Annotated in this window: 4 protein-coding genes and 1 pseudogene; all 5 read left to right on the top strand. The window is 66.7% G+C overall.

Going from position 1 to position 26,564, the window contains the following annotated elements; translation table 11 throughout:
* Window positions 1–17: 17 nt before the first annotated feature.
* Entirely contained in the window at window positions 18–293 is a 276-nt protein-coding gene (locus tag ISN39_RS37180; protein WP_246763559.1) for a hypothetical protein, read from the top strand.
* Window positions 281–700 (top strand): annotated as a pseudogene (locus ISN39_RS37175) (condensation domain-containing protein); the annotation flags it as partial. The gene ISN39_RS37180 and the pseudogene ISN39_RS37175, both read left to right, overlap by 13 nt.
* Entirely contained in the window at window positions 658–16,680 is a 16,023-nt protein-coding gene (locus ISN39_RS38095; RefSeq protein ID WP_194732179.1) for a non-ribosomal peptide synthetase, read from the top strand. The pseudogene ISN39_RS37175 and the gene ISN39_RS38095, both read left to right, overlap by 43 nt.
* Window positions 16,562–23,152: a non-ribosomal peptide synthetase gene (locus ISN39_RS38090; RefSeq protein ID WP_194732178.1), complete on the top strand. Its 6,591-nt coding sequence runs from the start codon at window positions 16,562–16,564 to the stop codon at window positions 23,150–23,152. The genes ISN39_RS38095 and ISN39_RS38090 overlap by 119 nt, the downstream gene beginning before the upstream one ends.
* Window positions 23,034–26,372: a non-ribosomal peptide synthetase gene (locus ISN39_RS38085; protein ID WP_194732177.1), complete on the top strand. Its 3,339-nt coding sequence runs from the start codon at window positions 23,034–23,036 to the stop codon at window positions 26,370–26,372. The genes ISN39_RS38090 and ISN39_RS38085 overlap by 119 nt, the downstream gene beginning before the upstream one ends.
* Window positions 26,373–26,564: the final 192 nt, after the last annotated feature.

Raw genomic sequence — 26,564 nt, 5'->3', positions numbered from 1 at the left:
ACACGACGCTGGAAGTGATGCATGCCGAGGTGCGGGCCGTGCTCGACGGGCGTGCGCATGAGCTGGCAGCGCCGCAGCCGTTCCGCAATCTGGTGGCGCAGGCGCGGCTGGGGGTTGATGCCAAGGCGCATGAAGAGTTCTTCCAGGAACAGTTGGCCGACATCGACGAGCCGACCATGCCGTTCGGGCTGAGCGAGGTGCGCGGCGACGGCAGCGGGGTCGGCGAGGCACGGCGGATGCTGCCGCAGGCGCTCAACGATCGGCTGCGGCAACAAGCGCGGCGGCTCGGGTAAGCCTGGCGAGCCTTTGCCATCTGGCCTGGGGGCAGGTGGTGGCGCGTGCAAGCGGCCGTGAGCAGGTGGTGTTCGGCACGGTGCTGTTCGGCCGCATGCATGCGGGTGCGGGCGCCGACCGGGCGCTGGGCCTGTTCATCAACACCCTGCCTGTGCGGCTCGACCTCGACGGGACCGGGGTCGAGGCGAGCGTGCGGACCACCCATGCGCGGCTTTCCGAGCTGCTGGCGCACGAGCATGCCTCGCTGGCGCTGGCGCAACGCTGCAGCGGGGTGGCGGCGCCGGCGCCGCTGTTCAGCGCGCTGTTGAACTACCGTCACAACACGCGGCGCTCGCCTGCGAAGCGGATGATCTCCTGTCCGGCATGGAATGGCTGGGCGGCGAGGAGCGCACCAACTATCCGCTGACCCTGTCGGTGGAGGATTTTGGCGAGGCGCTCGGCCTGACGGCGCAGGTGGCGGAGCCCGTGTCTGCGGATCGGGTCTGCGGCTACATGCAGCAGGTGCTCGAGCAATTGGCCGAGGCGCTGGAGCATGCCCCCAATAGGCCGGTGCGCGAGCTCGATATCCTGCCGGCCGCCGAGCGCAGCTATCTGCTGGAGGATCTGAACCGGACGGCGGCGGCCTATCCGTCGGAGCGCTGCATCCACGAGCTGTTCGAGCAGCAGGTGCAAAAGGCGCCGGAGGCGGTGGCGGTGGTCTTCGAAGAGCAGTCGATCTGCTATGGCGAACTGAACGCCCGGGCCAACCGGCTGGCCCATCATCTGATTGCGCTGGGTGTGAAGCCGGATCAGCCGGTGGCGATCTGCCTGGAGCGCAGCCCGGCGATGGTGGTGGGACTTTTGGCGATCCTCAAGGCGGGCGGCGCCTATCTGCCGCTGGACCCGGCCTATCCGTCGGCGCGGCTGCGGCAGGTTGTCGAGGATGCCGCACCGCACCTGCTGCTTTGCGATGCCGCCGGCCGCGCCGCACTCGGCCCGGAGGCGCTCGCCGATCTGACGGTGGTCGATCTGGAGACGGCCACCCCGGCCTGGGCCGAACTGCCGGCCTCGAACCCGGACCCGCGCGCCCTTGGCCTGAGCCCGCGCCATCTCGCCTATGTCATCTACACCTCCGGCTCCACCGGAACCCCAAAGGGCGTCATGGTCGAGCATCGGGGGTTGGTGCGTCTGGTGGCGGGCAACGATTTCGTCGAAATCTCGCCGCAGGACATCTTTCTCAATGCCTCCTCGCCGACATTCGACGCGACCACGTTCGAGGTCTGGGGTGCCTTGGCGAACGGCGCCAGGGTTGTGCTCTATCCTGAACGTCACCTCTCGACCGCAACGCTGGCCCAGATCATCCAGGACCAAGGCGTCACCATCGCTTGGATGACTGCCCGGTTGTTCGACGTCTATGTCGCGGAGGGGCGGAGCACCAATCGGCTACAGCAACTGCTGGTCGGGGGCGAGGAGGTCTCCATCGCTTCCATCAGGGCATGCCAGAAGCGACATCCGACGCTGCGAATCTCAAATGGCTACGGCCCGACAGAGAACACCACCTTTAGTCTTTGCTATCCGGTGCCTGCTGAGTTCGATGGCCGGCAACGGGTGCCGCTGGGTCGACCAATTCGCAATTCGGTGGCCTATCTGTTGGATCGGTTTGCCCAGCCCGTGCCGTTCGGGGCGGTGGGCGAGCTTTACATCGGCGGGGCAGGGGTTGCGCGGGGCTACCTGAACCGGCCCAAGCTGACGGCCGAGCGGTTTTTGGCCGATCCGTTCAGCGATGAGGCAGGCGCCCGGATGTACCGGACCGGCGACCTGGGGCGGTATCTGCCGGACGGCAATCTGGAGTTTCTGGGCCGCAACGACGACCAGGTGAAGATCCGCGGCTTCCGCATCGAGCCGGGCGAGATCGCCGCCCGGCTTTGCGAGCACGCCCGGGTGCGCGAGGCGGCGGTGGTGGCGCGCCAGGACCGCGCCGGCGACAAGCACCTTGTCGCCTATGTCGTGTGTGGACCCGAGGCCGGATCGGACGACGACGATGGAAGCGGGCTGGCCGTCGCCTTGCGGGCGCATCTGGGCGGGCGGCTGCCGGACTACATGGTGCCGTCGGCGTTCGTGCGGTTGGAGGCGCTGCCCTTGACGGCGAACGGCAAGCTCGACCGCAAGGGGCTGCCGGCGCCGGCCGACGACGCCTATGCGCGCCGCAGCTATGAGGCGCCGCAGGGCGGGATCGAGACGGCGCTGGCCGGGATCTGGGCCGAGCTCCTCGGTGTCGAGCGGGTCGGACGCCACGACCACTTCTTCGAACTCGGCGGCCACTCGCTCCTGGCGGTTCAATTGATGGAGCGGCTGCGGCGGCTGTCGCTGGGGGTGGAGGTGCGCACCCTGTTCGCCAGGCCGGTGCTGGCCGATCTCGCCGCCAGCCTGGGCAGCCATCACGAGGTGGCGGTGCCTGCCAACCTGATCACCGAGGAGAGTACGGCGATTACGCCGCAGATGCTGCCGCTCATCGATCTGACCCAGGAGGAGATCGACCGGATCGTCGCCACGGTTCCCGGCGGCGTCGGCAACATCCAGGACATTTATGGCCTGTCGCCGCTGCAGGACGGCATCCTGTTCCATCATCTGCTGGCCAGCCGGGGCGATCCATATCTGCTGGTCTCGCAGATGGCGTTCGCCGACCGGGGTCTGCTGGAGCGCTATCTAGCGGCGGTTCAGCAAGTCGTGGATCGGCACGACATCCTGCGCACCGCCTTTGTCTGGGAGGGGCTGTCGAGCCCGGCCCAGGTGGTCTGGCGGAAAGCGCCGCTGCAGGTGAGCGAGGTCGAGCTGGATGACTGTGACGGTTCCGGCGCCGAGGAGCTCCGGCGCCGGTTTGATCCACGCCGGCAGCGCATCGACCTTGGCCGGGCGCCGCTGTTGCGGTTTGTGATCGCGCGCGAGCCGGGCAGCGGGCGCTGGCTGCTGCTGGAGCTGCAGCATCATCTGATCGGGGATCACACGACGCTGGAAGTGATGCATGCCGAGGTGCGGGCCGTGCTCGACGGGCGTGCGCATGAGCTGGCAGCACCGCAGCCGTTCCGCAATCTGGTGGCGCAGGCGCGGCTGGGGGTTGATGCCAAGGCGCATGAAGAGTTCTTCCAGGAACAGTTGGCCGACATCGACGAGCCGACCATGCCGTTTGGGCTGAGCGAGGTCTATGGTGATGGCATCGGGTCTCACGAGGCGCGGCGGATGCTGCCGCAGGCGCTCAACGATCGGCTGCGGCAACAAGCGCGGCGGCTCGGGGTAAGCCTGGCGAGCCTTTGCCATCTGGCCTGGGGGCAGGTGGTGGCGCGTGCAAGCGGCCGTGAGCAGGTGGTGTTCGGCACGGTGCTGTTCGGCCGCATGCATGCGGGTGCGGGCGCCGACCGGGCGCTGGGCCTGTTCATCAACACCCTGCCTGTGCGGCTCGACCTCGACGGGACCGGGGTCGAGGCGAGCGTGCGGACCACCCATGCGCGGCTTTCCGAGCTGCTGGCGCACGAGCATGCCTCGCTGGCGCTGGCGCAACGCTGCAGCGGGGTGGCGGCGCCGGCGCCGCTGTTCAGCGCGCTGTTGAACTACCGTCACAACACGCCGGCGCTCGCCTGCGAAGCGGATGATCTCCTGTCCGGCATGGAATGGCTGGGCGGCGAGGAGCGCACCAACTATCCGCTGACCCTGTCGGTGGAGGATTTTGGCGAGGCGCTCGGCCTGACGGCGCAGGTGGCGGAGCCCGTGTCTGCGGATCGGGTCTGCGGCTACATGCAGCAGGTGCTCGAGCAATTGGCCGAGGCGCTGGAGCATGCCCCCAATAGGCCGGTGCGCGAGCTCGACATCCTGCCGGCCGCCGAACGCAGCTATCTGCTGGAGGATCTGAACCGGACGGCGGCGGATTATCCGTCGGAGCGCTGCATCCACGAGCTGTTCGAGCAGCAGGTGCAAAAGGCGCCGGAGGCGGTGGCGGTGGTCTTCGAAGAGCAGTCGATCTGCTATGGCGAACTGAACGCCCGGGCCAACCGGCTGGCCCATCATCTGATCGGGCTCGGGGTCAGGCCGGACCAGCCGGTGGCCATCTGCCTGGAGCGCAGCCCGGCGATGGTGGTGGGACTTTTGGCGATCCTCAAGGCGGGCGGCGCCTATCTGCCGCTGGATCCGGCCTATCCGTCGGCGCGGCTGCGGCAGGTGCTCGGCGATGCCGCGCCGCACCTGCTGCTTTGCGATGCGGCCGGACGCGCCGCACTCGGCCCGGAGGCGCTCGCCGATCTGACGGTGGTCGATCTGGAGACGGCGACCCCGGCCTGGGCCGAACTGCCGGCCTCGGACCCAGACCCGAGCGCCCTTGGCCTGACCGCGCGCCATCTCGCCTATGTCATCTACACCTCCGGCTCCACCGGAACGCCCAAAGGCGTCATGGTCGAGCATCAGAACTTAGTCAATCTTATATCATGGCATGTGCAAACGTTTTGTCTGCAACCAGAAACGTGCTGCGCGCTCACGGCTGGATCAGCGTTCGATGCCAGCACCTGGGAAGTATGGTCCGCATTATGCAATCGTAGCACATTGCTGCTCCCGCCCGGAGCATCGGCAGAAGAGCCTCTTCGTCTGCTGCAATGGTGGCGTGATCAGGCGTTGGACGCTGCCTTTTTGACCACCCCGCTGGCGGCGATCGCATTGGAAGACAAGTTGGTAAATCCAAAATTGGGATACCTGCTGATCGGCGGTGATCGTCTCCAGCGTGTGCCTTCCCGGCTCCCGTCGCCTCTCAAGTTAATAAACAATTATGGCCCGACGGAAGCCACCGTCGTGGCAACCTCGGGACGGCTCTTCAGTGACAACGTTGTGCCACATATCGGCCGTCCGATTGCCAACACGCGGGTGTATCTTCTGGACGGTCATGGTGCGCCCGTGCCGTATGGAGCGGTCGGGGAGTTGTATATCGGGGGTGCCGGTGTAGCGCGTGGCTACCTCAACCGCCCCGAGCTGACGGCCGAGCGTTTCCTGGCCGATCCGTTCAGCGATGAGGCAGGCGCCCGGCTGTACCGGACCGGCGACCTGGCGCGCTATCTGCCGGACGGCAATCTGGAGTTTCTGGGCCGCAACGACGACCAGGTGAAGATCCGCGGCTTCCGCATCGAGCCGGGCGAGATCGCCGCGCGGCTTTGCGAGCACGCCCGGGTGCGCGAGGCGGCGGTGGTGGCGCGCCAGGACCGCGCCGGCGACAAGCACCTTGTCGCCTATGTCGTGTGTGGACCCGAGGCCGGATCGGACGACGACGATGGAAGCGGGCTGGCCGTCGCCTTGCGGGCGCATCTGGGCGGGCGGCTGCCGGACTACATGGTGCCGTCGGCGTTCGTGCGGCTATCGGCGCTGCCGTTGACGGCGAACGGCAAGCTCGACCGCAAGGGGCTGCCGGCGCCGGCCGACGACGCCTATGCGCGCCGCAGCTATGAGGCGCCGCAGGGCGGGATCGAGACGGCGCTGGCCGGGATCTGGGCCGAGCTCCTCGGTGTCGAGCGGGTCGGACGCCACGACCACTTCTTCGAACTCGGCGGCCACTCGCTCCTGGCGGTTCAATTGATGGAGCGGCTGCGGCGGCTGTCGCTGGGGGTGGAGGTGCGCACCCTGTTCGCCAGGCCGGTGCTGGCCGATCTCGCCGCCAGCCTGGGCAGCCATCACGAGGTGGCGGTGCCTGCCAACCTGATCACCGAGGAGAGTACGGCGATTACGCCGCAGATGCTGCCGCTCATCGCGCTGACCCAGGAGGAGATCGACCGGATCGTCGCCACGGTTCCCGGCGGCGTCGGCAACATCCAGGACATTTATGGCCTGTCGCCGCTGCAGGACGGCATCCTGTTCCATCATCTGCTGGCCAGCCGGGGCGATCCATATCTGCTGGTCTCGCAGATGGCGTTCGCCGACCGGGGTCTGCTGGAGCGCTATCTAGCGGCGGTTCAGCAAGTCGTGGATCGGCACGACATCCTGCGCACCGCCTTTGTCTGGGAGGGGCTGTCGAGCCCGGCCCAGGTGGTCTGGCGGAAAGCGCCGCTGCAGGTGAGCGAGGTCGAGCTGGATGACTGTGACGGTTCCGGCGCCGAGGAGCTCCGGCGCCGGTTTGATCCACGCCGGCAGCGCATCGACCTTGGCCGGGCGCCGCTGTTGCGGTTTGTGATCGCGCGCGAGCCGGGCAGCGGGCGCTGGCTGCTGCTGGAGCTGCAGCATCATCTGATCGGGGATCACACGACGCTGGAAGTGATGCATGCCGAGGTGCGGGCCGTGCTCGACGGGCGTGCGCATGAGCTGGCAGCGCCGCAGCCGTTCCGCAATCTGGTGGCGCAGGCGCGGCTGGGGGTTGATGCCAAGGCGCATGAAGAGTTCTTCCAGGAACAGTTGGCCGACATCGACGAGCCGACCATGCCGTTTGGGCTGAGCGAGGTCTATGGTGATGGCATCGGGTCTCACGAGGCGCGGCGGATGCTGCCGCAGGCGCTCAACGATCGGCTGCGGCAACAAGCGCGGCGGCTCGGGGTAAGCCTGGCGAGCCTTTGCCATCTGGCCTGGGGGCAGGTGGTGGCGCGTGCAAGCGGCCGTGAGCAGGTGGTGTTCGGCACGGTGCTGTTCGGCCGCATGCATGCGGGTGCGGGCGCCGACCGGGCGCTGGGCCTGTTCATCAACACCCTGCCTGTGCGGCTCGACCTCGACGGGACCGGGGTCGAGGCGAGCGTGCGGACCACCCATGCGCGGCTTTCCGAGCTGCTGGCGCACGAGCATGCCTCGCTGGCGCTGGCGCAACGCTGCAGCGGGGTGGCGGCGCCGGCGCCGCTGTTCAGCGCGCTGTTGAACTACCGTCACAACACGCCGGCGCTCGCCTGCGAAGCGGATGATCTCCTGTCCGGCATGGAATGGCTGGGCGGCGAGGAGCGCACCAACTATCCGCTGACCCTGTCGGTGGAGGATTTTGGCGAGGCGCTCGGCCTGACGGCGCAGGTGGCGGAGCCCGTGTCTGCGGATCGGGTCTGCGGCTACATGCAGCAGGTGCTCGAGCAATTGGCCGAGGCGCTGGAGCATGCCCCCAATAGGCCGGTGCGCGAGCTCGACATCCTGCCGGCCGCCGAACGCAGCTATCTGCTGGAGGATCTGAACCGGACGGCGGCGGATTATCCGTCGGAGCGGTGCATCCACGAGCTGTTCGAGCAGCAGGTCCGGCGCGCACCCGAAGCCGTCGCCCTCGTCCATGAGGACGACCGCCTGAGCTATGGCGAGCTCAACGCCCGGGCCAACCGGCTGGCCCATCATCTGATTGCGCTGGGTGTGAAGCCGGATCAGCCGGTGGCGATCTGCCTGGAGCGCAGCCCGGCGATGGTGGTGGGACTTTTGGCGATCCTCAAGGCGGGCGGCGCCTATCTGCCGCTGGATCCGGCCTATCCGTCGGCGCGGCTGCGGCAGGTGCTCGGCGATGCCGCGCCGCACCTGCTGCTTTGCGATGCGGCCGGACGCGCCGCACTCGGCCCGGAGGCGCTCGCCGATCTGACGGTGGTCGATCTGGAGACGGCCACCCCGGCCTGGGCCGAACTGCCGGCCTCGAACCCGGACCCGCGCGCCCTTGGCCTGACCACACGCCATCTCGCCTATGTCATCTACACCTCCGGCTCCACCGGAACACCCAAAGGGGCACAGAATGAGCATCGGGCTATTCTCAATCGCCTGATCTGGATGCAGAAAGCCTACGCTCTCAATGCGACTGATGTCGTCTTGCAGAAGACGCCATTTGGCTTCGACGTCTCGGCCTGGGAATTCTTCTGGACGTTGCTTGAGGGGGCGACCCTGGTACTGGCGCCTCCGGCTGCACACAAAGACCCCGATGCCCTTGTAAACCTTATAATCAGTCATCGCATCACCACTGCGCACTTTGTACCATCCATGCTGGTCAGCTTTATGGACGCGAAGAGCGTTGATCGCTGCACATCACTGCAGCGTCTCGTGTGCAGTGGCGAGGCACTTGCTGCCTCCCTTGCGCACAAGGTTCGGCGCGTATTGCCTTGGACTGGCCTGCACAATCTATATGGTCCCACGGAAGCTGCTATCGACGTGACGGCCTGGAATTGCCCGGCTGATTTTGATGGGTCAGTTGTCCCGATCGGCCGTCCGATTGCCAACACGCGGGTGTATCTGCTGGACGGTCATGGTGCGCCCGTGCCGTTCGGGGCGGCGGGTGAGCTTTATGTCGGCGGGGCGGGGGTGGCGCGCAGCTATCTCAACCGGCCGGAGCTGACGGCCGAGCGGTTCATCGCCAGCCCCTTTGTGGCGGGCGACCGGCTGTACCGGACCGGCGACCTGGCCCGCTACCTGCCGGACGGCAATCTGGAGTTTCTGGGCCGCAACGACGAGCAGGTGAAGATCCGCGGCTTCCGCATCGAGCCGGGCGAGATCGCCGCCCGGCTTTGCGAGCACGCGCTTGTGCGTGACGCCGTCGTGGTGGCGCGAGAGGATGGCGCCGGCGGCAAACGGCTGATCGCCTATGTGGTTGCGGCGGCGGAGCAAGCCGGCGAGGCCGAGAAGTCCGACCTTGCCGGTGCCTTGCGCGCCCATCTGAGTGCCTGCCTGCCCGACTACATGGTGCCGTCGGCCTTCGTGCGGCTATCGGCACTGCCGCTGACGCCGAACGGCAAGCTCGACCGCAAGGCGCTGCCTGTTCCGGAGGACGATGCCTATGCGCGCCGGACCTATGAGGCGCCGCAGGGCGCGGTCGAGACGGCGCTGGCGGCGATCTGGGAAGAGCTTCTCGGGATCGAGCGGGTCGGCCGCCACGACCACTTCTTCGAACTCGGCGGCCATTCGCTGCTCGCGGTGCAGCTGATGAGCCGGCTGCCGCAGGCTCTCGGTGTCGAGATGCCGCTGACGACGCTGTTCGCCAGGCCGACATTGGCCGATTTGGCGCTAAGTGTTGGCGAAGTGCTGAACGGTTCTGGTGCGCAGGCAGCACCGGCCATCATGCCAGTCGGACGTGATGGTGCGCTTCCGCTTTCCTATTCGCAGCAGCGTCTCTGGTTCTTGTCACAGTTGGACGCGGAGAGCACCAACTATCACATGCCGCTGGCCCTGCGGCTGCGGGGAGTGCTCGACCGCGTCGCCTGGCAGCGCAGCCTTGACCATTTGTTTGCCCGTCACGAGGCGCTGCGCAGTGTCTTTGTCGCACCGGAGGGCAAGCCCCGGGTTGAGGTTCTGCCGCCGGATGCGGGGTTGCCGGTGCTCGAGCACGATCTGCGGGGCCGGCCGGATGCAGAGGCGGCGCTTCTGGATCTGTGCCATGAAGAGGCGCGCACGCCATTCGATCTTGCGCGCGGGCCGCTGATCCGCGGGCGGCTGATCCGGATGTCGGATGCGGAACACGTCTTCCTGTTGACCCAGCATCATATCGTCTCGGACGGCTGGTCGATGGGCGTGCTGGTGCGTGAACTCAGTCAGCTTTACCGGGCGTTCGAGGCTGGAGAGGACGATCCTTTGCCGCCGCTGGCGATCCAGTACCCGGATTATGCCGCCTGGCAACGGCAATGGCTGTCGGGGGAACGGCTGCAGCGCCAGGCGCAGTATTGGCGCGACGCCCTGGCCGGCGCTCCGGCCCGTCTTGCCTTGCCGACGGACCGTGCGCGTCCGGCCCAGCAGTCGTTTGCCGGGGCCAGTGTGCCTGTTGTCATCGACCAGGATCTGACGCGGGGTCTGAAGCGGCTGAGCCGGCAGCATGGCACGACGTTGTTCATGACGGTGCTGGCGGCCTGGGCGGCGGTGCTGTCGCGTCTGTCGGGGCAGGACGACCTTGTGATCGGCGTGCCGAGCGCCAATCGCGGCCGGGGCGAGATCGAAGAGTTGATAGGCTTCTTCGTCAACACCCTGGCGCTTCGGGTCGACCTGTCGGGCGAACCTGATGTGTCGGAGCTTCTGGAACGGACGCGGCGCACGGCCCTGGCTGCGCAGGAGCATCAGGACCTGCCGTTCGAACAGGTGGTGGAGATCGTCAAGCCGCCCCGGCATCTTGATCACACGCCGCTGTTCCAGGTGATGTTGGCCTGGCAGAACAACGCCGTCGGGTCGTTCGACCTTGCCGGGCTGAACGTGGAGGCTGCGGGCGAGGGGCTCGATCAGGTCAAGTTCGATCTGGAGCTGAGCCTTGGCGAGCGTGGTGAGGAGATCGCCGGAACGTTCGGCTATGCGACGGCGCTGTTCGATCAGGCGACGATCGAGCGGCAGCGTGGTTATCTGCTGGCGCTGCTGCGGGCGATGGTTGCCGATGCCGACCAGCCGGTCGGCCGCATCGAGCTGCTGTCATCAGATGAGCGCACCTATCTGCTGGAGGATCTGAACCGGACGGCGGCGGCCTATCCGTCGGAGCGCTGCATCCACGAGCTGTTCGAGCAACAGGTCCGGCGCGCACCCGAAGCCGTCGCCCTCGTCCATGAGGACGAAGAGCTGAGCTATGGCGCGCTCAACGCCCAGGCCAACCGGCTGGCCCATCATCTGATTGCGCTGGGTGTGAAGCCGGATCAGCCGGTGGCGATCTGCCTGGAGCGCAGCCCGGCGATGGTGGTGGGACTTTTGGCGATCCTCAAGGCGGGCGGCGCCTATCTGCCGCTGGACCCGGCCTATCCGTGCGCGCGGCTGCGGCAGGTGCTCGAGGATGCCGCACCGCACCTGCTGCTTTGCGATGCCGTCGGACGCGCCGCACTCGGCCCGGAGGCGCTTGTCGATCTGACGGTGATCGATCTGGAGACGGCCACCCCGGCCTGGGCCGAACTGCCGGCCTCGAACCCGGACCCGCGCGCCCTTGGCCTGACCCCCAGCCATCTCGCCTATGTCATCTACACCTCAGGCTCCACCGGAACGCCCAAAGGCGTCATGGTCGAGCATCGGGGATTGGTGCGTCTGGTGGCGGGCAACGATTTCGTCGAAATCTCGCCGCAGGACATCTTTCTCAATGCCTCCTCGCCGACATTCGACGCGACCACGTTCGAGGTCTGGGGTGCCTTGGCGAACGGCGCCAGGGTTGTGCTCTATCCTGAACGTCACCTCTCGACCGCAACGCTGGCCCAGATCATCCAGGACCAAGGCGTCACCATCGCTTGGATGACTGCCCGGTTGTTCGACGTCTATGTCGCGGAGGGGCGGAGCACCAATCGGCTACAGCAACTGCTGGTCGGGGGCGAGGAGGTCTCCATCGCTTCCATCAGGGCATGCCAGAAGCGACATCCGACGCTGCGAATCTCAAATGGCTACGGCCCGACAGAGAACACCACCTTTAGTCTTTGCTATCCGGTGCCTGCTGAGTTCGATGGCCGGCAACGGGTGCCGCTGGGTCGACCAATTCGCAATTCGGTGGCCTATCTGTTGGATCGGTTTGCCCAGCCCGTGCCGTTCGGGGCGGTGGGCGAGCTTTACATCGGCGGGGCAGGGGTTGCGCGGGGCTACCTGAACCGGCCCAAGCTGACGGCCGAGCGGTTTTTGGCCGATCCGTTCAGCGATGAGGCAGGCGCCCGGATGTACCGGACCGGCGACCTGGGGCGGTATCTGCCGGACGGCAATCTGGAGTTTCTGGGCCGCAACGACGACCAGGTGAAGATCCGCGGCTTCCGCATCGAGCCGGGCGAGATCGCCGCCCGGCTTTGCGAGCACGCCCGGGTGCGCGAGGCGGCGGTGGTGGCGCGCCAGGACCGCGCCGGCGACAAGCACCTTGTCGCCTATGTCGTGTGTGGACCCGAGGCCGGATCGGACGACGAGGATGGAAGCGGGCTGGCCGTCGCCTTGCGGGCGCATCTGGGCGGGCGGCTGCCGGACTACATGGTGCCGTCGGCGTTCGTGCGGCTCGAAGCGCTGCCCTTGACGGCGAACGGCAAGCTCGACCGCAAGGGGCTGCCGGCGCCGGCCGACGACGCCTATGCGCGCCGCAGCTATGAGGCGCCGCAAGGCGAGATCGAGACGGCGCTGGCCGGGATCTGGGCCGAGCTTCTGGGGCTGGAGCGGGTCGGACGCCACGACCACTTCTTCGAGCTCGGCGGCCATTCCTTGCTGGCGGTTCAATTGATGGAGCGGCTGCGGCGGCTGTCGCTGGGGGTGGAGGTGCGCACCCTGTTCGCCAGGCCGGTGCTGGCCGATCTCGCCGCAAGCCTGGGCAGCCATCACGAGGTGGCGGTGCCTGCCAACCTGATCACCGAGGAGAGTACGGCGATTACGCCGCAGATGCTGCCGCTCATCGCGCTGGCCCAGCCGGAGATCGACCGGATCGTCGCCACGGTTCCCGGCGGCGTCGGCAACATCCAGGACATTTATGGCCTGTCGCCGCTGCAGGACGGCATCCTGTTCCATCATCTGCTGGCCAGCCGGGGCGATCCATATCTGCTGGTCTCGCAGATGGCGTTCGCCGACCGGGGTCTGCTGGAGCGCTATCTAGCGGCGGTTCAGCAAGTCGTGGATCGGCACGACATCCTGCGCACCGCCTTTGTCTGGGAGGGGCTGTCGAGCCCGGCCCAGGTGGTGTGGCGGCGTGCGCCGCTGCAGGTGAGCGAGGTCGAGCTGGATGACTGTGACGGTTCCGGCGCCGAGGAGCTCCGGCGCCGGTTTGATCCACGCCGGCAGCGCATCGACCTTGGCCGGGCGCCGCTGTTGCGGTTTGTGATCGCGCGCGAGCCGGGCAGCGGGCGCTGGCTGCTGCTGGAGCTGCAGCATCATCTGATCGGGGATCACACGACGCTGGAAGTGATGCATGCCGAGGTGCGGGCCGTGCTCGACGGGCGTGCGCATGAGCTGGCAGCACCGCAGCCGTTCCGCAATCTGGTGGCGCAGGCGCGGCTGGGGGTTGATGCCAAGGCGCATGAAGAGTTCTTCCAGGAACAGTTGGCCGACATCGACGAGCCGACCATGCCGTTTGGGCTGAGCGAGGTCTATGGTGATGGCATCGGGTCTCACGAGGCGCGGCGGATGCTGCCGCAGGCGCTCAACGATCGGCTGCGGCAACAAGCGCGGCGGCTCGGGGTAAGCCTGGCGAGCCTTTGCCATCTGGCCTGGGGGCAGGTGGTGGCGCGTGCAAGCGGCCGTGAGCAGGTGGTGTTCGGCACGGTGCTGTTCGGCCGCATGCATGCGGGTGCGGGCGCCGACCGGGCGCTGGGCCTGTTCATCAACACCCTGCCTGTGCGGCTCGACCTCGACGGGACCGGGGTCGAGGCGAGCGTGCGGACCACCCATGCGCGGCTTTCCGAGCTGCTGGCGCACGAGCATGCCTCGCTGGCGCTGGCGCAACGCTGCAGCGGGGTGGCGGCGCCGGCGCCGCTGTTCAGCGCGCTGTTGAACTACCGTCACAACACGCCGGCGCTCGCCTGCGAAGCGGATGATCTCCTGTCCGGCATGGAATGGCTGGGCGGCGAGGAGCGCACCAACTATCCGCTGACCCTGTCGGTGGAGGATTTTGGCGAGGCGCTCGGCCTGACGGCGCAGGTGGCGGAGCCCGTGTCTGCGGATCGGGTCTGCGGCTACATGCAGCAGGTGCTCGAGCAATTGGCCGAGGCGCTGGAGCATGCCCCCAATAGGCCGGTGCGCGAGCTCGATATCCTGCCGGCCGCCGAGCGCAGCTATCTGCTGGAGGATCTGAACCGGACGGCGGCGGCCTATCCGTCGGAGCGCTGCATCCACGAGCTGTTCGAGCAGCAGGTGCAAAAGGCGCCGGAGGCGGTGGCGGTGGTCTTCGAAGAGCAGTCGATCTGCTATGGCGAACTGAACGCCCGGGCCAACCGGCTGGCCCATCATCTGATTGCGCTGGGTGTGAAGCCGGATCAGCCGGTGGCGATCTGCCTGGAGCGCAGCCCGGCGATGGTGGTGGGACTTTTGGCGATCCTCAAGGCGGGCGGCGCCTATCTGCCGCTGGACCCGGCCTATCCGTCGGCGCGGCTGCGGCAGATTGTCGAGGATGCCGCACCGCACCTGCTGCTTTGCGATGCGGCCGGCCGCGCCGCACTCGGCCCCGAGGCGCTTGTCGATCTGACGGTGGTCGATCTGGAGACGGCGACCCCGGCCTGGGCCGAACTGCCGGCCTCGAACCCGGACCCGCGCGCCCTTGGCCTGACCCCCAGCCATCTCGCCTATGTCATCTACACCTCAGGCTCCACCGGAACGCCCAAAGGCGTCATGGTCGAGCATGCTCAGATGGCTCGTCTGTTCGAGGCGACCCAGGACTGGTATGGCTTCACCGAACACGACGTATGGTGCCTGTTCCATTCCATCTCGTTCGACTTCTCGGTGTGGGAATTGTGGGGCGCACTGCGCTATGGCGGGCGTTTGATTCTTGTGCCGAGTAATACCGCCCGTTCTGCTCCAGACTTCCATGAGCTAGTCTGCAAGTCTGGCGTCACGGTTCTCAATCAGACGCCCTCGGCTTTTAAAGCTTTCATGGATGTAGAATTCCCGAGCAATGTTCGAAACCGCCTTCGATATGTGATTTTTGGTGGGGAGGCTCTGCAGCCATCCATTCTAAAGCCGTGGTATGAAAGGCATTCAGACAGTGCCCCGCAATTGATCAACATGTACGGCATCACGGAAGCGATCGTGCATGTAACCTATCGGCCTCTAAATCAATCTGACACCTCCAACTCGGCCAATCTGATCGGAAAGCCCATCCCCGATCTTCGGTTGTACTTGTTGGATCGCTTCGGCCAGCCGGTTCCGTTCGGGGCGGTGGGCGAGCTTTACATCGGCGGGGCGGGGGTGGCGCGTGGCTACCTCAACCGTCCCGATCTGACGGCGGAGCGGTTCCTGGCCGATCCGTTCAGCGATGAGGCAGGCGCCCGGATGTACCGGACCGGCGATCTGGCGCGGTATCTGCCGGACGGCAATCTGGAGTTTCTGGGCCGCAACGACGACCAGGTGAAGATCCGCGGCTTCCGCATCGAGCCGGGCGAGATCGCCGCGCGGCTTTGCGAGCACGCCTGGGTGCGCGAGGCGGTGGTGGTGGCGCGCCAGGACCGCGCCGGCGACAAGCACCTTGTCGCCTATGTCGTGTGTGGACCCGAGGCCGGATCGGACGACGAGGATGGAAGCGGGCTGGCCGTCGCCTTGCGGGCGCATCTGGGCGGGCGGCTGCCGGACTACATGGTGCCGTCGGCGTTCGTGCGGCTATCGGCGCTGCCGTTGACGGCGAACGGCAAGCTCGACCGCAAGGGGCTGCCGGCGCCGGCCGACGACGCCTATGCGCGCCGCAGCTATGAGGCGCCGCAGGGCGAGGTCGAGACGCTGCTGGCCGGGATCTGGCAAGGGCTGCTCGGGGTCGAGCGGATCGGCCGCCACGACAACTTCTTCGAACTTGGCGGCCACTCGCTCCTGGCGGTTCAATTGATGGAGCGGCTGCGGCGGCTGTCGCTGGGGGTGGAGGTGCGCACCCTGTTCGCCAGGCCGGTGCTGGCCGATCTCGCCGCAAGCCTGGGCAGCCATCACGAGGTGGCGGTGCCTGCCAACCTGATCACCGAGGAGAGTACGGCGATTACGCCGCAGATGCTGCCGCTCATCGATCTGACCCAGGAGGAGATCGACCGGATCGTCGCCACGGTTCCCGGCGGCGTCGGCAACATCCAGGACATTTATGGCCTGTCGCCGCTGCAGGACGGCATCCTGTTCCATCATCTGCTGGCCAGCCGGGGCGATCCATATCTGCTGGTCTCGCAGATGGCGTTCGCCGACCGGGGTCTGCTGGAGCGCTATCTAGCGGCGGTTCAGCAAGTCGTGGATCGGCACGACATCCTGCGCACCGCCTTTGTCTGGGAGGGGCTGTCGAGCCCGGCCCAGGTGGTGTGGCGGCGTGCGCCGCTACAGGTGAGCGAGGTCGAGCTGGATGACTGTGACGGTTCCGGCGCCGATGAGCTCCGGCGCCGGTTTGATCCACGCCGGCAGCGCATCGACCTTGGCCGGGCGCCGCTGTTGCGGTTTGTGATCGCGCGCGAGCCGGGCAGCGGGCGCTGGCTGCTGCTGGAGCTGCAGCATCATCTGATCGGGGATCACACGACGCTGGAAGTGATGCATGCCGAGGTGCGGGCCGTGCTCGACGGGCGTGCGCATGAGCTGGCAGCACCGCAGCCGTTCCGCAATCTGGTGGCGCAGGCGCGGCTGGGGGTTGATGCCAAGGCGCATGAAGAGTTCTTCCAGGAACAGTTGGCCGACATCGACGAGCCGACCATGCCGTTCGGGCTGAGCGAGGTGCGCGGCGACGGCACGCGGGGTCGGCGAGGCACGGCGGATGCTGCCGCAGGCGCTCAACGATCGGCTGCGGCAACAAGCGCGGCGGCTCGGGGTAAGCCTGGCGAGCCTTTGCCATCTGGCCTGGGGGCAGGTGGTGGCGCGTGCAAGCGGCCGTGAGCAGGTGGTGTTCGGCACGGTGCTGTTCGGCCGCATGCATGCGGGTGCGGGCGCCGACCGGGCGCTGGGCCTGTTCATCAACACCCTGCCTGTGCGGCTCGACCTCGACGGGACCGGGGTCGAGGCGAGCGTGCGGACCACCCATGCGCGGCTTTCCGAGCTGCTGGCGCACGAGCATGCCTCGCTGGCGCTGGCGCAACGCTGCAGCGGGGTGGCGGCGCCGGCGCCGCTGTTCAGCGCGCTGTTGAACTACCGTCACAACACGCCGGCGCTCGCCTGCGAAGCGGATGATCTCCTGTCCGGCATGGAATGGCTGGGCGGCGAGGAGCGCACCAACTATCCGCTGACCCTGTCGGTGGAGGATTTTGGCGAGGCGCTCGGCCTGACGGCGCAGGTGGCGGAGCCCGTGTCTGCGGATCGGGTCTGCGGCTACATGCAGCAGGTGCTCGAGCAATTGGCCGAGGCGCTGGAGCATGCCCCCAATAGGCCGGTGCGCGAGCTCGATATCCTGCCGGCCGCCGAGCGCAGCTATCTGCTGGAGGATCTGAACCGGACGGCGGCGGCCTATCCGTCGGAGCGCTGCATCCACGAGCTGTTCGAGCAGCAGGTGCAAAAGGCGCCGGAGGCGGTGGCGGTGGTCTTCGAAGAGCAGTCGATCTGCTATGGCGAACTGAACGCCCGGGCCAACCGGCTGGCCCATCATCTGATTGCGCTGGGTGTGAAGCCGGATCAGCCGGTGGCGATCTGCCTGGAGCGCAGCCCGGCGATGGTGGTGGGACTTTTGGCGATCCTCAAGGCGGGCGGCGCCTATCTGCCGCTGGACCCGGCCTATCCGTCGGCGCGGCTGCGGCAGGTTGTCGAGGATGCCGCACCGCACCTGCTGCTTTGCGATGCCGCCGGCCGCGCCGCACTCGGCCCGGAGGCGCTCGCCGATCTGACGGTGGTCGATCTGGAGACGGCCACCCCGGCCTGGGCCGAACTGCCGGCCTCGAACCCGGACCCGCGCGCCCTTGGCCTGACCACACGCCATCTCGCCTATGTCATCTACACCTCCGGCTCCACCGGAACACCCAAAGGGGCACAGAATGAGCATCGGGCTATTCTCAATCGCCTGATCTGGATGCAGAAAGCCTACGCTCTCAATGCGACTGATGTCGTCTTGCAGAAGACGCCATTTGGCTTCGACGTCTCGGCCTGGGAATTCTTCTGGACGTTGCTTGAGGGGGCGACCCTGGTACTGGCGCCTCCGGCTGCACACAAAGACCCCGATGCCCTTGTAAACCTTATAATCAGTCATCGCATCACCACTGCGCACTTTGTACCATCCATGCTGGTCAGCTTTATGGACGCGAAGAGCGTTGATCGCTGCACATCACTGCAGCGTCTCGTGTGCAGTGGCGAGGCACTTGCTGCCTCCCTTGCGCACAAGGTTCGGCGCGTATTGCCTTGGACTGGCCTGCACAATCTATATGGTCCCACGGAAGCTGCTATCGACGTGACGGCCTGGAATTGCCCGGCTGATTTTGATGGGTCAGTTGTCCCGATCGGCCGTCCGATTGCCAACACGCGGGTGTATCTGCTGGACGGTCATGGTGCGCCCGTGCCGTTCGGGGCGGCGGGTGAGCTTTATGTCGGCGGGGCGGGGGTGGCGCGCGGCTATCTCAACCGGCCGGAGCTGACGGCCGAGCGGTTCATCGCCAGTCCCTTTGTGGACGGCGATCGGCTGTACCGGACCGGCGACCTGGGGCGCTATCTGCCGGACGGCAATCTGGAGTTTCTGGGCCGCAACGACGACCAGGTGAAGATCCGCGGCTTCCGCATCGAGCCGGGCGAGATCGCCGCACGGCTTTGCGAGCACGCCCGGGTGCGCGAGGCGGTGGTGGTGGCGCGCCAGGACCGCGCCGGCGACAAGCACCTTGTCGCCTATGTCGTGTGTGGACCCGAGGCCGGATCGGACGACGACGATGGAAGCGGGCTGGCCGTCGCCTTGCGGGCGCATCTGGGCGGGCGGCTGCCGGACTACATGGTGCCGTCGGCGTTCGTGCGGCTCGAGGCGCTGCCCTTGACGGCGAACGGCAAGCTCGACCGCAAGGGGCTGCCGGCGCCGGCCGACGACGCCTATGCGCGCCGCAGCTATGAGGCGCCGCAAGGCGAGATCGAGACGGCGCTGGCCGGGATCTGGGCCGAGCTTCTGGGGCTGGAGCGGGTCGGACGCCACGACCACTTCTTCGAGCTCGGCGGCCACTCCTTGCTGGCGGTGCAGCTCTCGAGCCGGCTGTCGCAGGCTGTTGGCGTCGCGCTGCCGCTGACGAGGCTGTTTGCCAGGCCGGTGCTTTCCGATCTGGCGGCAAGCATCGTCGAGGCGTTGAGCCGCGCCGGTCCGCAAGAGCTGCCGGCGATTGCGGCCGTGTCGCGTCATGAGCCGCTTGTGCTGTCGTTTGCGCAGCAGCGGCTATGGTTTTTGGCGCAGCTGGACGAGGGCAGCACCAACTATCACATTCCGCTTGCCTTGCGGCTGCGTGGTGGGCTCGACCGCACCGCCTGGCAGCGCAGCCTTGACCATTTGTTTGCCCGTCATGAGGCGCTGCGCAGTGTCTTTGTCGCACCGGAGGGCAAGCCCCGGGTTGAGGTTCTGCCGCCGGAGGCGGGGTTGCCGGTGCTGGAGCACGATCTGCAGGGCCGGCCGGATGCTGAGGCGGCGCTTCTGGATCTGTGTCATGAAGAGGCGCGCACGCCATTCGATCTTGCGCGCGGGCCGCTGATCCGCGGGCGTCTGATCCGGATGTCGGATGCGGAGCACGTCTTCCTGCTGACCCAGCATCATATCGTCTCGGACGGCTGGTCGATGGGCGTGCTGATGCGTGAACTCAGTCAGCTTTACCGGGCGTTTGCGGCTGGAGAGGACGATCCTTTGCCGCCGCTGGCGATCCAGTACCCGGATTATGCCGCCTGGCAACGCCAATGGCTGTCGGGGGAACGGCTGCAGAGCCAGGCGCAGTATTGGCGCGACGCCCTGTCCGGCGCTCCGGCCCGACTTGCCTTGCCGACGGACCGTGCGCGGCCGGCCCAGCAGTCGTTTGCCGGGGCCAGTGTGCCTGTTGTCATCGATGCGGACCTGACGCGGGGGCTGAAGCGGCTGAGCCGGCAGCATGGCACGACCTTGTTCATGACGGTGCTGGCGGCCTGGGCGGCGGTGCTGTCGCGTCTGTCGGGGCAGGACGACCTTGTGATCGGCGTGCCGAGCGCCAATCGCGGCCGGGGCGAGATCGAAGAGTTGATCGGCTTCTTCGTCAACACCCTGGCGCTTCGGGTCGACCTGTCGGGCGAGCCTGATGTGTCGGAGCTTCTGGAACGGACGCGGCGCACGGCCCTGGCTGCACAGGAGCATCAGGACCTGCCGTTCGAGCAGGTGGTGGAGATCGTCAAGCCGCCCCGGCATCTCGATCACACGCCGCTGTTCCAGGTGATGTTGGCCTGGCAGAACAACGCCGTCGGGTCGTTCGACCTTGCCGGGCTGAGCGTGGAGGCGGCCGGGGACGGGCTCGATCAGGTCAAGTTCGATCTGGAGCTGAGCCTTGGCGAGTGCGATGAGGTCATAGCCGGAACGTTTGGTTATGCCACGGCGCTGTTCGATCAGGCGACGATCGAGCGGCAGCGTGGTTATCTGCTGGCGTTGCTGCGAGCGATGGTTGCTGATGCCGGGCAGCCGGTCGGCCGCATCGATATCCTGCCGGCCGCCGAACGCAGCTATCTGCTGGAGGATCTGAACCGGACGGCGGCCGATTATCCGTCGGACGGTTGCGTCCACGAACTGTTCGAGGCGCAGGTGCAGCGTGCGCCGGATGCCGTGGCGGTGGTTCATGAGGACGAGACGCTGAGCTATGGCGAGCTCAACGCGCGGGCCAACCGGCTGGCCCATCATCTGATCGGGCTCGGGGTCAGGCCGGATCAGCCGGTGGCGATCTGCCTGGAGCGCAGCCCGTCGATGGTGGTGGGACTTTTGGCGATCCTCAAGGCGGGCGGCGCCTATCTGCCGCTGGACCCGGCCTATCCGTGCGCGCGGCTGCGGCAGGTTGTCGAGGATGCCGCACCGCACCTGCTGCTTTGCGATCCGGCCGGACGCGCCGCACTCGGCCCGGAGGCGACGGTCGATCTGACGGTGATCGATCTGGAGACGGCGACCCCGGCCTGGGCCGAACTGCCGGCCTCGAACCCGGACCCGAGCGCCCTTGGCCTGACCGCACGCCATCTCGCCTATGTCATCTACACCTCCGGCTCCACCGGAACCCCAAAGGGCGTCATGGTCGAGCACGCCAGCACCGTCAACCTGCTGCATTGGAGCAGCGGCGTGTTTGCGGAGTCAGAGATCAGCCGCACGCTGTTTTCTACCTCGATCAGTTTTGATTTGTCCGTCTATGAGTGCTTCGTTCCGCTGTCGCAAGGAAGCACTCTTTATCTTGTCGAGGATGCACTGGCGCTGGCGCAGACGCCCTTGGATGTCTCCTTGATCAACACGGTCCCCTCGGCGATCGCCGCTCTGGTCGACCAGCAAGCCGTGCCGGCTTCGACCAGCGTGATCAATTTGGCGGGTGAGCGGCTGAAGGCAGATCTGATCGAGAGGGTCTTCGAGAGCAGTGGCGTAGAGAAGATCTGTAATCTGTACGCTCCTTCGGAAACGACGACGTACTCGACCTGGATTTGCATGCCGAGGGGAGAGGCTGTCGTTGAGACGATCGGCCGTCCGATTGCCAACACGCGGGTGTATCTGCTGGACGGACATGGTGCGCCCGTGCCGTTCGGGGCGGTGGGCGAGCTTTACATCGGCGGGGCGGGGGTGGCGCGTGGCTACCTGAACCGCCCCGAGCTGACGGCGGAGCGGTTCCTGGCAGATCCGTTCAGCGATGAGGCAGGGGCCCGGCTGTACCGGACCGGCGACCTGGGGCGGTATCTGCCGGACGGCAATCTGGAGTTCCTCGGCCGCAACGACGACCAGGTGAAGATCCGCGGCTTCCGCATCGAGCCGGGCGAGATCGCCGCCCGGCTTTGCGAGCACGCCCGGGTGCGCGAGGCGGCGGTGGTGGCGCGCCAGGACCGCGCCGGCGACAAGCACCTTGTCGCCTATGTCGTGTGTGGACCCGAGGCCGGATCGGACGACGACGATGGAAGCGGGCTGGCCGTCGCCTTGCGGGCGCATCTGGGCGGGCGGCTGCCGGACTACATGGTGCCGGCGGCGTTCGTGCGGCTCGAGGCGCTGCCGTTGACGGCGAACGGCAAGCTCGACCGCAAGGGGCTGCCGGCGCCGGCCGACGACGCCTATGCGCGGGCGGCCTATGCGGCGCCGCAGGGCGGGATCGAGACGGCGCTGGCCGGGATCTGGGCCGAGCTCCTCGGTGTCGAGCGGGTCGGCCGCCACGACAACTTCTTCGAACTCGGCGGCCACTCGCTCCTGGCGGTTCAATTGATGGAGCGGCTGCGGCGGCTGTCGCTGGGGGTGGAGGTGCGCACCCTGTTCGCCAGGCCGGTGCTGGCCGATCTCGCCGCAAGCCTGGGCAGCCATCACGAGGTGGCGGTGCCTGCCAACCTGATCACCGAGGAGAGTACGGCGATTACGCCGCAGATGCTGCCGCTCATCGATCTGACCCAGGAGGAGATCGACCGGATCGTCGCCACGGTTCCCGGCGGCGTCGGCAACATCCAGGACATTTATGGCCTGTCGCCGCTGCAGGACGGCATCCTGTTCCATCATCTGCTGGCCAGCCGGGGCGATCCATATCTGCTGGTCTCGCAGATGGCGTTCGCCGACCGGGGTCTGCTGGAGCGCTATCTAGCGGCGGTTCAGCAAGTCGTGGATCGGCACGACATCCTGCGCACCGCCTTTGTCTGGGAGGGGCTGTCGAGCCCGGCCCAGGTGGTCTGGCGGAAAGCGCCGCTGCAGGTGAGCGAGGTCGAGCTGGATGACTGTGACGGTTCCGGCGCCGAGGAGCTCCGGCGCCGGTTTGATCCACGCCGGCAGCGCATCGACCTTGGCCGGGCGCCGCTGTTGCGGTTTGTGATCGCGCGCGAGCCGGGCAGCGGGCGCTGGCTGCTGCTGGAGCTGCAGCATCATCTGATCGGGGATCACACGACGCTGGAAGTGATGCATGCCGAGGTGCGGGCCGTGCTCGACGGGCGTGCGCATGAGCTGGCAGCACCGCAGCCGTTCCGCAATCTGGTGGCGCAGGCGCGGCTGGGGGTTGATGCCAAGGCGCATGAAGAGTTCTTCCAGGAACAGTTGGCCGACATCGACGAGCCGACCATGCCGTTCGGGCTGAGCGAGGTCGCGGCGACGGCAGCGGGTCGGCGAGGCACGGCGGATGCTGCCGCAGGCGCTCAACGATCGGCTGCGGCAACAAGCGCGGCGGCTCGGGGTAAGCCTGGCGAGCCTTTGCCATCTGGCCTGGGGGCAGGTGGTGGCGCGTGCAAGCGGCCGTGAGCAGGTGGTGTTCGGCACGGTGCTGTTCGGCCGCATGCATGCGGGTGCGGGCGCCGACCGGGCGCTGGGCCTGTTCATCAACACCCTGCCTGTGCGGCTCGACCTCGACGGGACCGGGGTCGAGGCGAGCGTGCGGACCACCCATGCGCGGCTTTCCGAGCTGCTGGCGCACGAGCATGCCTCGCTGGCGCTGGCGCAACGCTGCAGCGGGGTGGCGGCGCCGGCGCCGCTGTTCAGCGCGCTGTTGAACTACCGTCACAACACGCCGGCGCTCGCCTGCGAAGCGGATGATGTCCTGTCCGGCATGGAATGGCTGGGCGGCGAGGAGCGCACCAACTATCCGCTGACCCTGTCGGTGGAGGATTTTGGCGAGGCGCTCGGCCTGACGGCGCAGGTGGCGGAGCCCGTGTCTGCGGATCGGGTCTGCGGCTACATGCAGCAGGTGCTCGAGCAACTGGCCGAGGCGCTGGAGCATGCCCCCAATAGGCCGGTGCGCGAGCTCGATATCCTGCCGGCCGCCGAACGCAGCTATCTGCTGGAGGATCTGAACCGGACGGCGGCGGCCTATCCGTCGGAGCGGTGCATCCACGAGCTGTTCGAGCAGCAGGTCCGGCGCGCACCCGAAGCCGTCGCCCTCGTCCATGAGGACGACCGCCTGAGCTATGGCGAGCTCAACGCCCGGGCCAACCGGCTGGCCCATCATCTGATCGGGCTGGGTGTGAAGCCGGATCAGCCGGTGGCGATCTGCCTGGAACGCAGCCCGGCGATGGTGGTGGGACTTTTGGCGATCCTCAAGGCGGGCGGCGCCTATCTGCCGCTGGATCCGGCCTATCCGTCGGCGCGGCTGCGGCAGGTTGTCGAGGATGCCGCACCGCACCTGCTGCTTTGCGATGCCGCCGGACGCGCCGCACTCGGCGCCGAGGCGCTTGTCGATCTGACGGTGATCGATCTGGAGACGGCCACCCCGGCCTGGGCCGAACTGCCGGCCTCGAACCCGGACCCGCGCGCCCTTGGCCTGACCGCGCGCCATCTCGCCTATGTCATCTACACCTCAGGCTCAACCGGAACCCCAAAGGGGGTCATGGTCGAGCATCGGGGGTTGGTGCGTCTGGTGGCGGGCAACGATTTCGTCGAAATCTCGCCGCAGGACATCTTTCTCAATGCCTCCTCGCCGACATTCGACGCGACCACGTTCGAGGTCTGGGGTGCCTTGGCGAACGGCGCCAGGGTTGTGCTCTATCCTGGACGTCACCTCTCGACCGCAACGCTGGCCCAGATCATCCAGGACCAAGGCGTCACCATCGCTTGGATGACTGCCCGGTTGTTCGACGTCTATGTCGCGGAGGGGCGGAGCACCAATCGGCTACAGCAACTGCTGGTCGGGGGCGAGGAGGTCTCCATCGCTTCCATCAGGGCATGCCAGAAGCGACATCCGACGCTGCGAATCTCAAATGGCTACGGCCCGACAGAGAACACCACCTTTAGTCTTTGCTATCCGGTGCCTGCTGAGTTCGATGGCCGGCAACGGGTGCCGCTGGGTCGACCAATTCGCAATTCGGTGGCCTATCTGTTGGATCGGTTTGCCCAGCCCGTGCCGTTCGGGGCGGTGGGCGAGCTTTACATCGGCGGGGCAGGGGTTGCGCGGGGCTACCTGAACCGGCCCAAGCTGACGGCCGAGCGGTTTTTGGCCGATCCGTTCAGCGATGAGGCAGGCGCCCGGATGTACCGGACCGGCGACCTGGCGCGGTATCTGCCGGACGGCAATCTGGAGTTTCTGGGCCGCAACGACGACCAGGTGAAGATCCGCGGCTTCCGCATCGAGCCGGGCGAGATCGCCGCACGGCTTTGCGAGCACGCCCGGGTGCGCGAGGCGGCGGTGGTGGCGCGCCAGGACCGCGCCGGCGACAAGCACCTTGTCGCCTATGTCGTGTGTGGACCCGAGGCCGGATCGGACGACGACGATGGAAGCGGGCTGGCCGTCGCCTTGCGGGCGCATCTGGGCGGGCGGCTGCCGGACTACATGGTGCCGTCGGCGTTCGTGCGGCTCGAGGCGCTGCCCTTGACGGCGAACGGCAAGCTCGACCGCAAGGGGCTGCCGGCGCCGGCCGACGACGCCTATGCGCGCCGCAGCTATGAGGCGCCGCAGGGCGGGATCGAGACGGCGCTGGCCGGGATCTGGGCCGAGCTCCTCGGTGTCGAGCGGGTCGGACGCCACGACCACTTCTTCGAGCTCGGCGGACATTCCTTGCTGGCGATGCAGCTGCTCAGCCGAGCATCAGATCTTGGGCTGAAGTTCAGCACCGCCGACCTCTTCCAAGCCCCTGTTCTGACGGACTTTGCATCGAAGATTGACTTGGAACCACAGCTCAGCAATCCAGGAGTGATATCCGTTCAAGCAACCGGCTCGCAGCCGCCGCTGTTCTTTGTTCCCACAGGTTTGGGCGATTGTTCCTATGTCCCCAGTTTGGTAAAGGAAATGGACGTAGACTGTCCCGTCTATGCTTTGCCATGGCCGTCTTTCGATGAAGTTCGTCCACCAACCCTTGAGGCGATAGCCGCGGAGATCATCGTGGCGATCAGAGAGATTCAGCCGCGGGGTCCATATCGCTTGGCTGGATACTCATCAGGCGGAATATTGGCTTACGCAATCGCACAGCGCTTGCTGAGTCTCGATGACGCTGTGTCGTTCATCGCTCTCATCGATGTTACGCTACCTGCAAATCCATCAAGCATATCGCCCACCCAAATGATACGAGAAGTAGTACTGGATTCTTTTGAATCCTTGGATGATGAGAGCTTCGAAGTGTTGGAACGCTTTACTAGACAAAGTTCGATCGCACAGCTGCTTGAAAAGGCACAGCAAATCGGGGCGATACCTCTGGATCGTGATCTCCAAAACGTTGTTCTGATGTATGAAAAAAGCGCGCAATTTCATGCGGCGCTACAGTCGTATCGGGTTCCGTCGCTGCCAATTGAGGTACATCAGTTTTATGCCACTGAGCCTCTCATCAGTCGTCGGGTACCACCTGATGAAGCCTCAATAGGTCCAGAGGCAAGCTCACCCATGCGCGGTTGGGACCGGGTTCTAGGTGCGGCGGCCATTCATGCTGTGCCGATCCCAGGTAGCCACGAAACATTGATGAGCGTTCCACAAAACCGCGTAGTTCTGGCACGCTCCATATCACGAGCCTTAGGTGGTGTGGACTCTAGGCGCACCTGATGCCACTCAGATCTCGGAGTCGATGGCATCTTCTCGCGAATTCAGGCGAAGCTCTTCGTCTGACGGTCGGTCGTCATCGGAAAGCTGTTCGTCGTGCCGGTGTCGCCGCCATGAATGAAATCTCCGCAAGCGGCATGACGACCAAGAACAGCCCTCGTAGAAGCAAACATTGCCGCGAAGGGCACCGTAAAG

This window comes from Rhizobium sp. 007 (genome assembly GCF_015353075.1).
Classification (GTDB): Bacteria; Pseudomonadota; Alphaproteobacteria; order Rhizobiales; family Rhizobiaceae; genus Rhizobium.
This window is presented reverse-complemented; position numbering and strand designations above follow the sequence as displayed.